The 19,228-nt window shown below is 63.8% G+C and carries 7 protein-coding genes; 4 read left to right on the top strand and 3 right to left on the bottom strand.

Annotated elements, in window-relative coordinates; genetic code table 11:
• Nucleotides 1-107: 107 nt before the first annotated feature.
• Complete coding sequence (locus tag FFS49_RS13565; protein WP_105818022.1) at nt 108-12,881, top strand: filamentous haemagglutinin family protein; 12,774 nt, start codon at nt 108-110, stop codon at nt 12,879-12,881.
• Between the two features lie 163 nt (nt 12,882-13,044).
• Here the strand turns inward: FFS49_RS13565 and FFS49_RS13570 are convergent, their stop codons facing one another.
• Nucleotides 13,045-14,322: a substrate-binding domain-containing protein gene (locus FFS49_RS13570; RefSeq protein ID WP_317634231.1), complete on the bottom strand. Its 1,278-nt coding sequence runs from the start codon at nt 14,320-14,322 to the stop codon at nt 13,045-13,047.
• A gap of 174 nt (nt 14,323-14,496) precedes the next feature.
• Nucleotides 14,497-15,798, bottom strand: coding sequence for a substrate-binding domain-containing protein (locus FFS49_RS13575; RefSeq protein ID WP_039344045.1), 1,302 nt, complete (start codon nt 15,796-15,798; stop codon nt 14,497-14,499).
• Between the two features lie 662 nt (nt 15,799-16,460).
• Here FFS49_RS13575 and gspF point away from each other — a divergent pair.
• Complete coding sequence (gspF, locus tag FFS49_RS13580) at nt 16,461-17,678, top strand: type II secretion system inner membrane protein GspF (protein ID WP_039344047.1); 1,218 nt, start codon at nt 16,461-16,463, stop codon at nt 17,676-17,678.
• Between the two features lie 8 nt (nt 17,679-17,686).
• On the opposite strand, the gene FFS49_RS13585 is transcribed toward gspF, so the two are convergent.
• A complete protein-coding gene (locus tag FFS49_RS13585) occupies nt 17,687-18,133 on the bottom strand; it encodes a general secretion pathway protein GspC (protein ID WP_105818021.1) in 447 nt (148 codons plus the stop codon).
• A gap of 64 nt (nt 18,134-18,197) precedes the next feature.
• Between FFS49_RS13585 and gspG the strand changes: the two genes are divergently transcribed.
• Nucleotides 18,198-18,665 (top strand): type II secretion system major pseudopilin GspG, encoded by a 468-nt coding sequence (gene gspG / locus FFS49_RS13590; RefSeq protein WP_105818020.1) that lies wholly within the window; start codon nt 18,198-18,200, stop codon nt 18,663-18,665.
• A gap of 7 nt (nt 18,666-18,672) precedes the next feature.
• Nucleotides 18,673-19,179 carry a GspH/FimT family pseudopilin gene (locus FFS49_RS13595; RefSeq protein ID WP_046196534.1) on the top strand — a complete coding sequence of 169 codons (507 nt, stop codon included), beginning with the start codon at nt 18,673-18,675 and terminating at the stop codon, nt 19,177-19,179.
• The last annotated feature ends 49 nt before the right edge of the window (nt 19,180-19,228 follow it).

Here is a 19,228-nt window from a genome sequence, read left to right on the forward strand (position 1 = left end):
GCGCGCTTCGTATGGTCTTCGGATTCCAGCGGCCTGCTTCAGGCGCAACGACATGTACGGTGCCGGACCGGCGCCACACGCAAATTCCTAGCATCGGGGTGGCAAGAATGGCAGCACGCGCACGTACGGAACGACAACTTCGCGCAACGGCCTCGCGGTCGGTCCTGAAATCGGAGCTGAGCCCGCTTTACCGGGCGGTCGTGCTGATGCTCGCGGCAGGCGTGTCCGCCCACGCGCATGCGGCGGGCATCATGAACCTCGGCCACGTGGCCGCGAGCCCGACGGGCGGCGGCGCGGGCGGTGCCGGCGGCGTGCCGGGCATGCCGAATCTCGGCGTGTCGCCGCAGCAGGCGCTGCAGGCGAGCCAGCCGTCGATCCGCAACCTCGGGAATGCGGCACATGCGATAGCCGCGCAGATCGCGGCGCAGCAGAATGCGGCGGCCGCGGCGGCGAAGCTGCCGTCGACCGTGCCGAACGGGCTGGCGCCGGGCGGGCTGCAGGTGGCGGCGGGTGCCACGGCCGATACGAACAATCCGGTGCTGTGGTTCAACGCGAACGCGCCGACGCAGAACGTCGACGCGAGCGGCCACGTGAACGTCGACGTCAAGCAGACCGGGCAGAACGCGGTGCTGACGTGGGAGACGATGAACGTCGGCCGGCAGACGACGCTGAACTTCGATCAGTCGGGCGGCACGCAGACGAACGGCGCGAACAACTGGGCCGTGCTGAACCGGATCAACGATCCGAGCGGCAGGCCGAGCCAGATTCTGGGGAACATCACCGCGCAGGGGGCCGTGTACGTGATCAACCGGAACGGGGTGCTGTTCGGCGCCGGGTCGCAGGTGAACGTGCATTCGCTGGTGGCGTCGTCGCTCGACGTGCTGAACATGAACAACTACAACCAGACCCTGCAGAACCGGGTGCCGGTTGTGACGGACAACAGTCTCGCGCAGGATGCGGCGGGGATCGTCGCGAGCAACAAACAGTTCCTGAGCCTGCCGGCCGGGACGACGGGCGGGCTCGCGTATCCGGAGTCGGGCAGCTCGGGCGGGTTGAACGGCAACAGCCGGCTTCCGAACGAGGTGCTCGGTCTGGGCAACCAGGTCAACCTTATCTCCGCGAGCCAGTATCAACCGTGGGGTGACGTCACGATCGAACAGGGCGCGTCGATTACCACGCACGCGAACGGCAACGCGAGCGATGGCGGCTTCGTGATGATCGCCGCACCGAACGTGACGAACGCAGGGCATATCAAGGCGACGGACGGGCAGGTGGTGCTGGCGGCCGGCGTCGGGGTAAGCCTGCGGCCCAACAGCGGCGCCACGACGAATCCGCAGGTGCTGCTGCCGGAGCTGAGCGGAAAGATCACGCTGCTCGGCCCGAATGGCCAGATGACCGACATCACGCCGGCCGGTACGCTGACCAATACCGGCATCGTCGAGGCCGCGCGCGGCAATGTGAATCTGCTCGGCAGCCGCGTCGCGCAGAATGGCGTGGTGGGCGTGACGACGAGCGTCAATTCGCCCGGCACGATCACGATTTCCACGGTCGACGAATATTTTTCCAACAATCCAACCGGGGCGGCCTATCTCGGTCAATCTCTTCAGACGACGGACGGTACCGGTGGCGCCAACGACACGCACCGCGCCGGCCTGTTGAGCTTCGGCCCGGATTCGGTGACCACGGTAATGCCGGACGGCAATGGCCAGACGACGCCGTCGACGCCCGGCGCGACCTTCACGCCGGGCAGCATCGGCATGACGGCCGGCTCGGTGTGGTTCCAGGGCGGTTCGCTGATCGAGGCGCCCGGTTCGAAAGTATCTGTTGCGGCGCTGACGCCTTCGGCATCGGGCGCGCAAGCGCCGGCCGGCCAGACCGCCGTGCCAGGCCGGATTTATGTCGACACCGGCGCGACGATCGACGTGTCGGGCCTCGCGAACGTCGAGGTGCCGATCGGGCAGACGCTCGTGACGGTCGACCGCATCGGCCAGAACGAACTCGCCGATTCGCCGCTGCTGCGCAACGGCTTCCTGCTCGGGTACAAGAATCTCGTGTTCGACAGCACGCTGACGGGCACGCGCAGCGACGGCGTGCAATGGGTCGGCAGCCCGATCCTGAATCTGTCGGGTTATGTGAACCTGATTCCGCGCACGGTCGACCAGTTGTTGACCAATGGCGGCTCGATCACGCTGTCGGGCAACGAGGTGATGACCGCGACCGGTTCGTCGATGAACCTGAACGGCGGCTACGTGCATTACGACGGCGGGATCGTCAACACGACGCGGCTCGTCGACGCCAACGGCGCGCTCGTGCCGATCGGACAGGCGAGCCCGTACGACACGTACGTCGGCATCGCGGGGCAGTTCGTCGAATCGCATCCGCGCTGGGGCGTGACGAAGACGTGGTACAACCCGCTGCTGACGATGGGCGGCTATCAGGGCGACTACATCGTCGGCGGGAACGCAGGCACGCTCGATATCTACGGGCTGCAGTCCACGGTGCTCGACGGCGACATCAGCGCGCAGGCGTTCGGTGGTGCGAAGCAGATGCAGGGCAACAGCCTGCCGAGCGGCGGGACGTTCAACCTCGGCGCCGATCCGAAGCTTGACGGCGCCGCATTGGTGCACCTGACGTCGAACAACAGTGACGTCGCGTCTGGCACGGCGGGCCTGGTTGTGCTGCAGGACAATGCGCCGAAGCTCGCCGACATCGCGCCGGGATTCTCGATCGATACGCCGCTCGACAAGACGGCACTCCAGGCGCTGCCCGCGAACGATCCGCGTAACGTGCTCACGACCACCGTGGTACCGGTCGCGACGCTGAATAACGGCGGTTTCGCGAACCTGAACGTCACCGAGGACAAGGTCGGCGGCAAGGGGGTAGTGGTTCCGCAGGGCACGCAGCTGAACCTGCAACCGGGTGGGTCCATTACCTTGAACAGCCCGGTGCCGGGTACCGACGTCAACGTGGCCGGGCGGTTGTCCGTGCCGTCGGGATCGATCTCGATCACGAGCGGTGGCAACGTGATCGTCGGCCCGCAGGGCGGGATCAGCGCGGCAGGGCAGTGGGTGAACAACGATGTGCAAGCGGCACCGGGCACGACACCCGGAAACAGCCAGTTCATCAACGGCGGCAGCATTACGCTGTCTGCGCTGCTTGGATCGAACGTCGTCGGCGGCGGGTTGTTCGGCGATACCTCGGGTTCGGTGCTGCTGCAGCCCGGTAGCGTACTGGACGTGTCAAGCGGCGGCGACCTGCTGTCGAACGGGCAGATGCTGATGCAGAACGGCGTGCCTGCCGGACGAGGCGGGAACGTGACGTTGCAGGCGTATTCCGCGACACCTCTGAAGCAGTTTGGCGCGTCGGACGGCGCGCCGACCCTGCCGACCGCACAGCCGACGGCCGGCACGATCGCACTGGGCGGCACGATCCTGAGCGAAGGGTTTTCGGGGGGAGGAACGCTGACGCTGCAGGCGCTCGGATTCCGGATCGGCGGTGCAGAGGCCGCAGCGTCGCCGTGGGATATCTATCTCCCGGAAACCTTCTTCGCGAGGCAGGGCTTTGGCAAGTATGTGCTGAATGCGTTCTACGACACGACGGTCGCACCCGGCGCGTCGGTTGCCGTCACGCAATTGAACCGTATTCCAGACATGCTCGCGCTTCAGCAGGCGGGCACGGGTGCGAACCTGTCGGCGGGGGGGCTGACCACGATTGGCCAGCTCGATGCCTATCACAGGCAGGCAACGAATCTTGTCCTGACGGCCGGCAACGATACGTCGTGGCGCAGCCCGGCCGGCGCGGCGCCCACCTATCCGGGCGTCACCGGCGCGGTCACGCTGTCGGAAGGAGCGTCGATTCACACGGACGCCGGTGCAAGCGTTGGCCTTGGCTCGCCGGCGCAGGTCACGGTACTCGGCTCGATCATTGCACCGGGCGGGTCGATCACGCTGAGCGCGGACGGGAACGGCACGTATGCACAGGCGGGCCAGTTCAACAGTGGTTTCAGAAGCTCGAGCCAATCGGTGTGGCTCGGCGCGGATGCTTCACTGGACGTGTCGGGTACGGCATTGGCCAATCCGCTCGCGGCGCCGGTCAAGATGGGTGGGACGACGGTCGTGCCGAACGCGGGAAAGGTGCTGCCAGGCGGTTCGGTGACGATGTCGAGCGATACGGGCTACGTGGTTGCGCAGGCAGGCTCGAAAATCGATGTGTCCGGTACCTCGGCGAATTTCGACCAGTTGCAGGCAAATGGGGGATACGCGTCGCAACCGGTATGGAGCGATGCGGGATCGATCACACTTTCGGCGGCGAACGGATTGTTTGCCGACGCAACGCTGGTGGGGCGTCCGGGCGCGACCCAGGCGCGCGGCGGCACGCTGACGATACTGCCGCATCAGAATGACGGCGCGAGCGGTACGGCGTTGGTCGTGCGGCAAGGCGGAACACTCGTGCCCACGGGGTTGACGCCCGGACAGGATTTCACGTCGGCGATCGATCCGACGACCGGGTTGCCGATCGGCCAGCCGAACGGTGTGCTGCAGTTTGCGGCGGACAGGTTGACCGGGTCCGGCATTGCGAACCTGGTGCTCGGTACGGCCACGCCGCCTGATCTGAACGGCGTGTCGCCGACACCGATCCTGTTCGCGGGCAACGTGACATTGTCGCTTCCGGAGTCGGTGACTTTGAATGCGGGGCGACTTGCAGCCGTCGACATGGGACAGTTGTCGACGCTGCTGTCGACGCCGGTGCGCAAGCCTGACGGCACGATCGTGCCGGTCGTCAATACCGTGCTGGCACAGGCGCCGCAAGCGCCGCTCGGCGCGGCAGTGGAAATCAACGCGCCGTACGTCGCGTTGTCGGGGCCGATGATTCGGCCGTCGGCGCCAAAATTCACGCCGGTCCCGGCGATGTCGAATGCGACGCTAACCGTGAACGCGTCGTTCATCGACCTGATGAATCAGGTTCAGCTCAACAATTTTGGCCGAGCGAACTTCACGAGCAGCGGCGACATCCGCTTGAGTTCGACGAACGTCAGCCAGACGCAGACACCGGGCCTGACGCCCGGCATGCTTTATACGCCGGGCGACCTGACCTTCAAGGCGGCCGATCTGTACCCGTCGACCGGCAGTACGTTCGTCGTCGATGCAGTTGGCCCGATCGATCCGGCAAACGGCAAACCGGCACCCACGACGGTTACGTTCTCGTCGAACGGCGCATCGGGCACGCCGCTGTCCGCGGGCGGGACGTTGTTCGTGGACGCAACGCACATCGTGCAAGGCGGCACGGTGCGTGCGCCGTCCGGCACGCTCGTGTTCGGCGTCGGCGATCCGTCGAATGCGGCGACGCAGGCGCAATTCGGCGGGCTGCCGCTCGTTGCGACGGAATCGGTCAAGCTGGCAAGCGGGAGCGTGACGTCGGTCTCAAACCAGGGCACCGTGATTCCGTATGGCACGACGGTCGACGGGGTCGAGTGGCAGTTCAATCCTGTCGCCGGCAACACGACGCCCGACTTGACCGCGCCGCCTGCGAAATACGTGGGGGTGAACGACGGCAACGTCGCGCTCGACAAGGGGGCGACGATCGACCTGTCGGGTGGGGGCGACCTGCAGGCGGCCGAATGGGTGCCGGGCACGGGCGGTACGCGTGATGTGCTGTCGCAATACAACGTGAGCTACGCGGGCGGCAAGGGCGGGACGGCGGTGCCGGTCAATGCCGGAGCCGGCAACGTCTATGCGATTCTGCCGGGCAAGCAATCGCCGGTCGCGGCTTATGACCCGACGTTCGCGCAAACGGTGCAGCCTTCGACCAATGCGAACGGCACGGCAACGACCGCCACGGCGGCGCTCGGCGTCGCCCAGGCCGGTATGAACGATGCGGTCGGCAAGGCCGTGTATCTGTCGGGCGTACCGGGGCTGCCGGCCGGCTATTACACGCTGCTGCCGGGAAAGTACGCGACAGTGCCGGGCGCGTATCGCGTCACGGTGTCGCACATCGCAGGCAATGTCGCGCCGGGCGCGAGCCAGGTGTTGCCGGATGGCACGGTCGTGACGGCCGGCTACTTTGCCGATGCGCTGACGGGCGGCCGCAGCGCGACACCGACGCTGTTCAACGTGCAATCGAACAGCGTGTGGCAGCAATATTCGCAGTACACGCTGACCGGCGCGAATGCGTATTTCACGAAACTCGCTTCGACCAAGGGCAACGTGACACCGCCGTTGCCGGTAGACGGTGGCCAACTGGTGCTGGCCGCAACCAAGGCGCTGACGCTCGGCGCGACACTGAATGCGTCCGCCGGCGCGGGCGGTGCGCCGGCCGAGGTCGACATCGCGTCGCAGGACATCCAGATCACCGGCAACGGTGCTGCGGCGCTGCCAGGTTATCTGCAGATCGGTAGCGATGCGCTTGATTCGCTGACCGCAGGCAGCCTGCTGATCGGCGGCACGCGTTCGGCGACGTCGAGCGGTGTCATGATCACGCCGATCGCGAATAGCGTCGTCGTGTCGAACGACGGGAGCACGCCGCTGAAGGGTCCCGAGATTCTGCTGGTCACAAAGACGGACGCCAGCAACGGCGATCCGAACGCAGCGAACGGATTGCGCGTCGACGCCGGTGCATCGATTGCCGCGCAGGGCGATTACCCGGCAGCCAAGGATCAGCCGATCACGATCGCCGGCGATGGCGCGCTGCTGCGCGTGTCCAACGGCGCGATGGTACCGCTCGCACGCACGGGTGGCACTGGCATGGGCCTGCTGACGGTTGGCGCGGGCGCGACGCTCGCGGGTGGCCAGGCGTTGCTGCTCGACTCGTCCGGCAACCTGAAGGTCGATCCATCTGCGGCGCTCTCCGCCAAGGCGATTACCGCCGACGGCTCGGCAATTACGTTCACGAACGCGAGCGGTAGCGCGGCGGCCGGCCTGCCGGGCTTCGTGGTCGATCCGGCCGGTCTCGCCCAGTTCGCGAACGCTCAGCAGGTGACGCTGCGCAGCTACGGCGCAATCGGTTTCATCGGCGACGTGAACGCGACATTCGGCAACAGCATCGATCTGAGCGCGGGCATGTTCACGAGCGATGGCGGGCACGTGACGCTGAATGCGCAGAAGGTCGCGTTCACGAACGAGATGGGTGCCACGCCCGGCACGACGACGGTCGGGAGCGGCACGCTGACGGTCAATGCGCAGGAGATCGACTTTGGCAGCGGCACGAAGACGGCGAGCGGTTTCGGCTCGGCGGCGATGAATGCGACCGGTGGCGTAGTCGGGCAAGGAACCGGAACATTCGACTTCGGTGCGCTGCCGGTGACGCTGAATGCGCCAGTCTACCTGGCGGATACGAGCTCGGCTGCCGCGGTGAAGACGACGGGCACGTTGACGCTCAATGGTGCGTCGGGTACGCCGCTGACGCGCGGCGCGGTTGGCGGCGCTTTGATCTTCATCGGCGGCACGGTTGCCGACAACGGCGCGACGATCAGTGCGCCGGCGGGCAACGTGACGCTCGAAGCGACGAGCGGCAACCTGACGATCGGCAATGGATCGACGGTCAGTTCGGCGGGCGTATCGAAGCAGTTCTTCGACGTGATGCGTTACGCGCCGGCCGGGTCGATTACGCTGACGGCCGATGCCGGCACCGTTGACGTACAGGCCGGCTCAACGCTTGATTTCTCGGGGGCCAGCGGCGGTGGCGCGGCAGGCAGCTTGTCGCTCTCGGCGCCGCAGCAGGTCGTGAACCTGAACGGCACGATCAAGGGCGCTGCGGCGAGCGGCATTGCGGGCGGCTCGTTCTCGCTGAATACCGGTGGCGCGGCCGACCTCGACGCGTTGTCGAAGACGCTCGCTTCTAGCGGCGTGAACCAGTCGATCGCGATCCGTACGAAGACGGGCAACCTGACGCTGTCGCAGGGCAACACGCTGAGCGCGAATTCAGTGCTGCTGACGGCCGACGGCGGATCGGGTAGCTCGGCCGATACGGCGAACGGCAACGTGAATGTGCTTGGGACGATCGACGCATCCGGCAAGGCAGGCGGTGCGATCGATTTGTATGGCCGCAACGGCGTGGATGTCGAAGGTGCGTTGCTGGCGCGCGGTTCGGACCCGCACCAGCGAGGCGGCAAAGTCAACATTGGCACAGCAGCGCTATTCGACCCGACGATCGTCGATGCAAATGGCGATTCGATCGCATACAACACGACTTACGGCTACGAGAATGTTTTGCGCGCGAATGCCGGCACGATTACGCTCGGCGCGAATGCGCTGATCGACGTGTCGGGTGGGACCGCCGGCGGTTTGTCGGGTGGCACGGTGAATTTCCGTGCGCCGCTGCTGATCGACAGCGGTGTGAAGATCAACCTACCCGAAGCATTCAACGACGGCAAAGGAATTGTCGGCTCGCGTGCGACTTCGCTCGAGGCATATGCCGTATGGAGCACGACGGATGCGACGACGGGCGCGAAGCACTTCGATGGCGTTATCGATCCGGCTGGATGGTATGACCGTAGCGGATATTTGCTGGCAGGCACGTTTACCGCGCAGGGCACGTCCGGCACGCCGGCGACGTTTTCGTTCGCGCCGGACGGTTCAGGCGGTGGCACGCTGACGAACCAGGCGACGGGTGCAACGGCGACCGTCACGCAGGCGCAGCTTCAGGGGGGCAATAGCGCGATCGGGTTCGGCGGACTGAACAACATGTATTTCGCACCGGCGAGCAACGGTGCGAATACGGATCACCAGACTTTCTACGGATATCAGAACGGCGATGCCTCGACGGCGGCGCCGGGTACGCTGATGGGGTTCGTGCAGCACGGACTCGATACGCTGGTCGATCCGTTTGCCGGCAAGAACATTGCGAATACGCGCATCGTGCCCGGAATCGAGCTCGACAACCCGAGTTCCGCAATCAATGGCGGTGACATCCAGGTGCTGACGAACTGGAACCTTGGCGCGGGTGCATCGCCGACGAATCTCGCGTTCCGCTTCGACGGGCAGGCGCCGGTCGTGACGCTGCGCGCCGAGAACAATGTCAAGGTGAACGCGAGCCTGTCGGACGGGTTCTTCCAGATCGCGAATCCGCTGGGCGGTGGGGGGACGATTGCGGTGCCGCCGTTGTCGACCTCGGGTGAAGCCGATGCCATCTTCAAGCTGCCGTCGGGTTACAACGCTTTCCCGTACGAGTACGGAATTTGGTACTACGCGCAGAAGGGAGTGGCGTTTGCCCCTGGGCAGCCTGTCGGCGGAAAGCCGGATGAGATCGCGGAATACTACGCGCTCTATATGGCGTATGCGAATTTTCTCGATCAGACTGCGACGAGCCTTTCGTCTATGATGAACTGGGCTCCGACTTACAACAATATTGGTATCGTCTACAAGCTGAGATTCAACGCCGTCGGAGCGGTTGCGCCTGGTCAGCCGAAGGGGCCGATCGCCCCTTCGGCGGCAGAGCAAGCGGCGGATCCCGGGTCATATCTGATTTATCTGAATCAGTATCAGAAATATCTGACCGACTCGGTTCGCTTCCTGAATCAAAACGGAAAGTTTCCGCTGGTGGATATTCCCGCAGCGCCTGCGGTTCAACCCGTTGCGGTGATCACGACGCCGACGATCAGCCTACCGGCCGTGGCCGACAATTCACCATCACCGACACCCGTCGCCAACAATCCGATTCCTCTTCAATCCGCATCGCTCGCGGGCGGGACGAGCAGTTCGTTCCGAGTGGTCGCGGGCGCGGATCTCGGCAGTACCAATCCGCTTGCACTGCAGCCGTTGACGATGGAGGGAGCGACGAGAGGCAAAAGCGTCATTTTCGACGGGCACACCGCGTATGTCGACAGCAGCGGCTTCGCCGTGCTCGCGCCCACGATGCTTCGTACCGGTACTGGAGCCATCGACGTGGCAGCGGGTAACGGTATTGCATTGTTCAATGTTGCCGCGGCACAAGCGAACGATGCGGATGTGACCGTGCCGGGCGTGATTTACACGGCGGGGGCGCCGGTGGCGTCCGCGCCTTCGGGGGGCCCGACGTTGGCGATCGTACATGCCGGAACCGGCTATCAGGACATTCTCGTTACGCCGGCCGTCAACCCCGATTCAGCCGGTGACATCACGATTCGCGCGCAGGGCGACATCACTGGCGCTGAATACCTGACCGACACAAACGGCGCGGTGACCGGGCAGAAGGGCGCCAATATCAGTCAGTTCTGGTGGCAGTGGATGCAGATCGGCAATCCAACAGGGCTGGTCGGTGCCACCAATCCCGTAATGCAGACCGTCCAGACGTCGATCAACTTCGGCGCATTCGATCAAGGTGTATTGAGTGCGGGCGGGAATGTGTCCGTGTCGGCTGGAGGAAATATTTCGGACCTGTCGGTGTCGTTGCCGACCACATGGTGGCTGACCGGAACTCGGACAGACACGCCGACCGTCAATACGGTTGGCGGCGGCAACCTGTCGGTGCGGGCTGGCGGAGACATTCTGAGCGGCGGCTTTTTCGTCGCCAAAGGAACCGGAACCATTGCGGCCGGCGGGAAGATCGGATCGGACGTTACCGCGCCCGCGCAACTTGACGGTCAACCGCCCGTCACGGTGGATACGTTGCTGGCGACGCAGGACGGCGTACTCAACGTGAATGCGCGACAAGGCGCCAGCATTGGGCGCGTATTCGATCCGTCATATGTGCAGAACAACACGTTGCTTGCCGCATACGGCCAGCAATCCGACATGCAGGGGTATTCGTCGACATCTGCCGTCAATATCTCGTCGACGACAGGTGACGTGGCGATCGGCACGCTCTCGGCGGTCGACCTGATTGGCGGCGGTGCCACCGCAACGCAGACACCCGGCAGGGTCGACCTGTCGTCCATTCTGCCAGCCTCGGTGGAGCTGACCGCATTCACCGGTGGCATTACGGTAGCGGCGAGCGGTGAGCTGTATCCATCGGCGTCGGGCAATCTGAGTCTGATCGCGGACCAGTCGGTCAATCTGTCGAGCATCAATGGATTGGTTTCCGATGGGCGGCCGGTGTTCGGTATGCTCGATGTCGATCCTTCCGCGATGCCTTCACCCGTCGAGCCGAATGTCTTCGTCGTGAATCCGGCGCTCGCAACCGCGGCAGCGCATGATCCGATTGCCCTGCACGGCGGCGATGTCGTACCCGCACGGATCTACAGTTTGAACGGCGATATTGTCGATGGCATGCTGCAGACGACCGGCGCCTATGCCGGCTTGTACAGCGGCCTGGTGCCCGTCGCGATCGACAAGGCCGCATTGATCCAGGCTGGCCGTGACATCGTCAATCTCTCGTTCATGGGGCAGAACCTGCGCAAGTCGGACGTGACCCGCATCGTGGCAGGGCGGGATATTTACGATACACCGCTCATTCGTTCGACGAGCGCCGTCATACCCGCGTTGGTGCTGGGCGGTCCGGGCACGTTCGATGTCGAAGCCGGCAGGAACATCGGACCGTTGACGAGTCAGGCTCAAGCTTATGCGAGCCTGGGCAGCGGGAGTTATGTCTCCGGGCTTCCAACCGGCATCGACGCAATCGGCAACGCAAACAATCCGTATCTGCCACATGAAAGCGCAAGCGTCAATGTGTTGTTCGGTGTGGGGCCGGGCATCGACACTGCGTCGTTCATCTCGACGTATGTCGATCCGGCGAAGTCGGTCGCCGGTGTTTCCAGTGCGACGCCGGCGCTCATCACGTTCATGGAGCAATACGAGGCCGGACTCTCGGTCGATTCGGGGCTGGTCAACGATCAGCCGGCGGTCAAGCCGTTGAGCGCTGACGAAGCATGGTCGAAATTCAGGGCGCTACCGCAATATGTCCAGCAACTGTTTGCCGAGCAGGTGCTGTTCAAGGTGCTGACTGCGGTCGGCGAGGACTACAACAATCCCGCCAGTCCTTACTATCAGAAATATGCGCGCGGATACGAGGCCCTCAATACGATGTTCCCCGCCTCGATGGGATACACGGCCAATAATCTCGGCGGAGGCAGCAACGGTTCGAACAAGATGCTCGACACGGGCGATCTGGACATTCGCAGCACGACCATCCAGACGCAGCAGGGCGGCAACGTCACGATCCTCGGCCCTGGTGGGCAGGCGTTGATCGGCAGCACTTCTGCGCCGCCGCAGATCATCGATGCCAGCGGCAAAGTGATCGCCGGGCCCGGGACGATGGGGATTCTCACGCTCGAACAGGGGGATATCGATATCTTCACGGATCGCAGTGTGCTGCTCGCGCAGAGCCGGATCTTCACCGAGCAGGGCGGGGACATGACGATCTGGAGCTCTAACGGCGATATCAACGCAGGCAAGGGTGCGAAATCGTCAGCCGATACGCCGGCGCCGCAATATGTTTGCGATGCGAACCACTACTGCACGGTCGATGCACGCGGGCAAGTCACCGGCGCGGGTATCGCGACACTGCAGAGCGTGCCGGGCGTACCGCTCGGCACGATCAACCTGATTGCACCGCGCGGTACGGTCGATGCGGGCGATGCGGGTATTCGTGCCGGTAACCTGAACGTCGCGGCACTGCGCGTCGTGAACGCGGACAATATCCAGGTAACCGGCAAGGCGAGTGGCATTCCGCTCGTGCAGGCGGTGAATACCGGCGCGCTCACGGCTGCGAGTGCAGCCGCATCGGCTGCGACCCAGGTCGCCCAGGATATGGCCAAGAACAACGCATCCGGTGTGTCGTCACGTCGCTGGACGATCTCGGTGCAGGTCGAGGGGTTCGGCGATGCGGGGGGGGACGGCGGGAAGAAGCACAATCAGCAGGTAGGCTACGACGCGTCAAGTTCGGTGTCGATTCTCGGGTTTGGTCAGGCGGGGCCGTCGCAGAGGGCGGTACTCACGGCCGAGGAGCGTGCACGGTTGGGCAAGATTTGACAAGTGAAGACGAAGCGAGCCGCCAGATGGGCTGATGGCTCGTTTTCATATCGGCAGGAAACGGGGTGAGTAACGCTAACGCGGATCACCGGGGGGGCGAAGCGTTCGACGCGTCGAGTTCCAAGAACCGAGTCATAACGTCAAAAGGTTTTCCGAAGACAGCTTAGCGACCGGTCACCTGGCCAGAACAGACACTCGCATTACCAATGTCAAGGTTATAGCCGTTGACGTTACTAAGGAATGTGTTCGAAATGGCCGACTGAAAATTCGACGGGATCGTGCCGAAACCATTGCCTTGAATAAGCGACGCAAAATTGACATTCGTGTAGTGACTGCTCAGGAAATCGCGCATCGCTAATATAACGGTCGGATTTGAGTAACATTGACTCACAATGATCTGGCTCGTGAACGAAAGCGGATATCCGGCGGGCGGGTTGCCGATGTTGGGCACCCAGGCTGCCGGATTGGTTGCAGTGACTTTATTGTCCGGTGCAGCCGCCGTACCGAACGCCACCGTCGCATTTGCATGGGTCGGGGCGTAGTATTTTCCATCGATTGAATTCAGAAGGCTCGCCACTGGTAATTGCGCTGCGCCTGATTCAGTTACGACCGAGCTAGAAGCAGCAAGGAACGTATTCGCATAGGCAGGACTCAGGTAACCGATCGCGGCACCTTGGGATGACAAGAGAGCACGGCGTAGGTCGCCGCTTCCCGCCGCACTGACGAAGTTGTTCGGGACATGGGCGTTCGGGAATGAAGCAGCGAACATGATCGACTCGACGAACGTGACACCTACGGCCGTATTGGACGGTGTACAAACAGATGCCAGATGGCGGCTCAACATCTTGTTCGTGCCTTCGTCCCCTCTCGGAAGATAGACGACCGTGATAGGCGCATTGAGAGTGTACGGCGAACCTGTTTCGGGATTGGTCACCTGATTCCAGTTCGAGAGTTTGCCCGAGAAAATACCGCAGATGTCATCGTCGTTCAGCGCGACGCTGTGGGCTTGGTTGGGCGTTGTTTGCGGCGTCGTCGTGCTGGTCACGATTGGTCCATTAACTATCGGGATCGTGATAGGGGCAACGACGTACGGAATCTGAATCCGTGGTCCGTTGGTCGCACCGAGTCCGGTTGAATATGCTTTGATATCCGCGTCGAGTAGCGTTATGTCGACATTCGCAAAATCAACCGTTCCCGTGAGATTTGCGGCGAGGTAGGTCGGCTGGTTGGCGACAAACGCGTTCCCGCCAATACCCGGACCGGCCGAGTAATACGTGAATGTATCTTCTGCAGTGCCAAACAGTCCAATTTCAGACGAAGCGTTGCCAATCATACCGATGAGCGGCGCGACGAGCCACCACCTTGGAGATTCGGTGTGGCCATCGCGGTTGTGGCACCAACGCCGGAAAGCGCCAGGGTGATGATTTGGCAAAGTTTGCATTGAAAAAGCCGCATGATGAGATTCTCTCTGCGGGCAGGGCGACGATGTCCGTAGGCAGCCAGACGCCAAGGAGCCGGACATTTCGGGCATGTCCTGAATACAAAAGAAAACTGCGCCCGCGGTTACCCGGGGGCGCAGTCTGGTCGGCGACGGACCTTGCGGTCCGCCAACCGCTTAACGACCGGTCACCGAGCCCGTGCAGACGCCCGTGTTGCCGATGTCGAGGTTATAGCCGCTCGTGTTGCTCAGGAAGTCGGCCGAAATCGCGTTCTGGAAGTTCGACGACACGGTATCGAAGCCGTTGCCGTGAACGATCGACGCAAAGCTGGCATTCGTGAAGTGAGCGTTCAGGAAGTCGTGCACGGCGGTCTTGACCGACGAATCCGCATAGCACTGGCTCAGGATGATCTGGCTGGTGCCCGAAACCGGATAGCCCGAACCCGGATTGCCGACGTTCGGCACCCAGTTGGCCTGATTGGCGGCGCGAGCTTGGCTGCTCGGCACGGTAGCCGTGCTGAGCGCCGTCGTTGCGTTCGCATACGTCGGTGCGTAGTACACGCCGTTCGTCGCGTTCACGAGGCTAGCAACCGGGATCTGGAATGCGCTGGCCGGCGTCACGACCGTGCTTTGCGGAGCCAGGAACGTGTTCGTGTAGTCCGGGCTCAGGTAAGCGACAGCAGCCGTACCGGCCGACTGATAGCTCACCAGTTGCGAACGGACGCCACCGCTACCCGAAGCGGGCGTGAAGTTTGCCGGTACGCCGCCCGGGAAAGAAGCCGTGAACGTCAGCGAATCGACGAACGTTACGCCCGTGGCCGTATTGGCGCTCGAGCAGACAGCTGCCAGGTGGCGGGTCAGCAGTTCGGTCGTGCCGCTGCCGTCCGAACGGTAGACGACCTTGATCGGCGAGCTGGTCGTCGTGTACGCCGAGCCCGTTTGCGGGTTGATGACCTGGTTCCAGTCGGTCAGCTTGCCCGAGAAGATGCCGCACAGGTCGTTGTCGTTCAGCGCGATGCTGTGCGCTTGACCCGGCGTCGTTTGCGGCGTCGTCGTGCTCGTGACGGCCGGGCCGTTGACGACCGGCACCGTGATCGGCGTGACGATGTACGGGATCTGGATCAGCGGGCCGTTGGTCGCGCCAAGGCCGGCCTTGTACGACGTGAGCTGGGCGGTCGACAGCGCCGCATCGCTGTTCGCGAAGTGGACCGTGCCCGTGACCGTCGAGCCGAAGAACGTCGGCTGGTTGTTCAGGAATGCGTTCTGGCCGGCACCCGAGCCAACCGAGTAGTACGTGAACGAGCCTTCGGCGGTGCCGAACAGGCCGATTTCGGTCGCGGTGTTGCCGATCGCGCCGATGGTCGGGGCGACGAGCGACGAACCGCCGCCGTGGATGTCCGCGGCCATTGCGGCCGTGGCGCCCAGACCGGAAACAACGAGAGCGAGGACTTGACAGATCTTGCGCTTGCTGGATTTCATGAGAAATTTCCTTGAACGAAGATAAACGGGAACCCCTGCTACTGCGGTTGGAATGCTTATGGACCGCTGGGTAAATGTAGGGGGAAATACGAATGACGCGTGTGAATTTTTCATAACGAATGGTACGTAACATTTTTATCGAATGAGCCATTGCGTTATTCGGATGAGTAAAGCGTCGAATGAAGCGTTATTCGGCGCCGGCCGGTGCGTCCAGATATTGGGACGCAGCCGGAATCGTTCGGCGGGTCGTGCGCGGGAACCCTTATCACGCTTGACGGAGGCCGTCGAAGTAGCATGCGAGCTCGCGCACGGCTACCCCAACTTCAAGACGGTTGTGTGGCGGGTGTTACGGAACATTTTGCGCGTCGGTGAATATCTTCCGGTTCGATGTATTTCTTCCGATTTCCGCGAAAATATGCAAATTGAAGATTGGCGAGGGTCGCGTGTATTTAATGTGTGACCGATTAATTGATTCGGTGAGGGTGTAATCGTTTTTACGTTATAAGAATAACGACGAGACGTAATAAACCCCGCCCAAAAAGGTAGCCCAACATCCGTCACAAATCTGCGCTGGTTCGCTCCGTAGTCTTCCCCGGCGACTCCGTCCGGCACATTGCGCGCCGTCGCCGAAAAAGTCGCACGCGTGACACGAGGGCACTGACATGTCGGCATTCCGCTACGAAGCGATCGATCCCACCGGCCGCACGCTGAAAGGCGTGCTCGAGGCCGACAGCGCACGCGCGGGCCGCAGCCATCTGCGCACGCAAGGTCTCACGCCGCTGATCGTCGAGCTGGCCGCGCAGCGCCTGCACGGCGAACGTCATCAACGCCTGTCGCTCGGCCGCAAGCTGTCGCAGCGCGAGCAGGCGATCATCACACGCCAGCTCGCGAGCCTGCTGGTCGCAGGGCTGCCGCTCGACGAATCGCTGTCGGTGCTGAGCGAGCAGGCCGAGCGCGACTACGTGCGCGAGCTGATGGCGTCGATCCGCGCGGAAGTCGTCGGCGGCCATTCGTTCGCGAACGCGCTGAGCCAGCATCCGCGCGATTTTCCGGAAATCTACCGCGCGCTCGTCGCGGCCGGCGAGCACACCGGCAAGCTCGGCATCGTGCTGTCGCGCCTGGCCGACTACATCGAACAAAGCAACGCGCTGAAACAAAAGATCCTGCTCGCGTTCACGTATCCGGGCATTGTCACGCTGATCGCGTTCGGCATTGTCACGTTCCTTCTGAGCTACGTCGTGCCGCAGGTCGCGAACGTGTTCACCAGCACGAAGCAGCAGCTGCCGACGCTGACGGTCGTGATGCTCGCGCTGTCTGACTTCGTGCGGCACTGGTGGTGGGCGTCGCTCGCGGCGATGGTCGCGATCGTCTATGCGATCCGCAAGGTGCTGTCGCGCGATGCGCCGCGGCTCAGGTTCGACACGTGGGTGCTGACCGCGCCGCTGGCGGGCAAGCTCGTACGCGGCTACAACACGGTGCGCTTCGCCAGCACGCTCGGCATTCTCACCGCGGCGGGCGTGCCGATCCTGCGCGCGCTGCAGGCGGCCGGCGAGACGTTGTCGAACCGTGCGATGCGCGCGAACGTCGACGATGCGATCGTCCGCGTGCGCGAGGGCTCGGCACTGTCACGCGCGCTGGCGCATACGAAGACGTTTCCGCCGGTACTCGTGCACCTGATTCGCTCGGGCGAGGCGACGGGCGACGTGACGACGATGCTCGATCGCGCCTCCGAAGGTGAATCGCGCGAGCTGGAGCGCCGCACGATGTTCCTGACGAGCCTGCTCGAACCGCTGCTGATTCTCGCGATGGGCGGCGTGGTGCTCGTGATCGTGCTGGCGGTGATGATGCCGATCATCGAGCTGAACAACATGGTGCAGTAATGCGCCGCTCAGCGCACGTATGCGTTGGCCTTCTCCGCGGCGGGCAGCGCGATCTCGCGATGCAGCCCGTTGCGGTCGACGACGATCGAGCGTGCGCGAACCTCGGCCAGTTTCGCGGCTTCGCCGATTGCCGCGCCGAGTGACACGACGCGCGACGCGTCGCCGCCGACGCTGACGATCGCGGCCGCACGGCGCGCATCGAAGGCGAGCACGCCGAGCAGCTGGATGGCATCGCGGCCGTCGTCGGGTTTTGCACCGAACAGCCGCGTGCCGGCGGCAACGTCGATCGGCGCGGGCGGCGGTGCAAGCGTCGCGACCGGCGCATCGGCAGCGCTCAGCACGCGCACGGCCCACAGCGACACGGTCACGAGTGCGGCCGCGGCAGCGAGCGTCGCGGCGAGTGGAACGAGATCGGCGCGCGACGGCGCGATGCGAAGCAGGTCGAACGGTTTCATGGCGACAGGTCGGTGCGATGAACAGAAGAGGTTTTCCATTCTTTGTTGCGAGGGTGAATGCATGATGACGGGGCCCAACGAAACCCGAACGCGATACGCCGGCCACGCGGGAGGACACACGCAACGCGGCTTCACGCTGATCGAGATCATGGTGGTGGTCGCGATCCTCGGGATTCTCGCGGCGCTGATCGTGCCGAAGATCATGAGCCGTCCGGACGAGGCACGCCGCATCGCGGCGAAGCAGGACATCGGCACGATGATGCAGTCGCTGAACCTGTATCGCCTCGACAACGGCCGCTATCCGTCGCAGGAGCAGCGGCTGACCGCGCTGGTCCAGAAGCCGGCAACCGATCCGGTGCCGAACAACTGGAAGGACGGCGGCTATCTGGAGCGGTTGCCGAAGGATCCGTGGGGCAACGCGTATCAATACCTGAACCCGGGCGCGCACGGCGCGATCGACGTGTTCAGCTACGGCGCGGACGGCAAACCGGGTGGCGAGGGGAACGATGCGGACATCGGCTCGTGGCAGTGACGAAATAATGCGCATCCTGAACAGTCGCGGACGGCGCGCGCTCACCGCGCATCGCACGGCGGCGGGTTTCACGCTGCTGGAGATGCTCGTCGTGCTCGTGATCGTGGGGTTGCTGGTCGCGGTCGTGACGCTCGCGCCGTCGCGCAATCGACGCACCGATCTGGCGGAGGAGGCCCAGCGCCTGGCGAACCTGCTCGAATCGGCCGGCGACGAAGCGCAGGTGCGGTCGATCCCGATCGCGTGGCAGACGGTGGGCGGCGGCTATCGCTTCGTGCAGCGCACCGAAAGCGGCACGTGGGCGCCGATGACCGACGACCTGTATCGCGCACGCCGCTGGGGCGCGGAAGTGACGGGCGTGTCGGTGCGGTACACCGGCGGCGGCGAAGTGCCGTCGCGCGTCGTGCTCGGCAGTGAAGGCATCGACGTGCCCGTGACGATCACGCTGTGGTCCGGCGACGTGCGGATGGCCGTGGTCGGCACGGGCATCGGCAACTTCGTCGTGCGCCGGCCGTGAGCGACGTTCGGCGCCTGGCATGCCCGCAATGTGGGAACACGCCGCGATT

This window comes from Burkholderia sp. 4NA327C6 (genome assembly GCF_005502655.1).
GTDB lineage: Bacteria > Pseudomonadota > Gammaproteobacteria > Burkholderiales > Burkholderiaceae > Burkholderia > Burkholderia contaminans.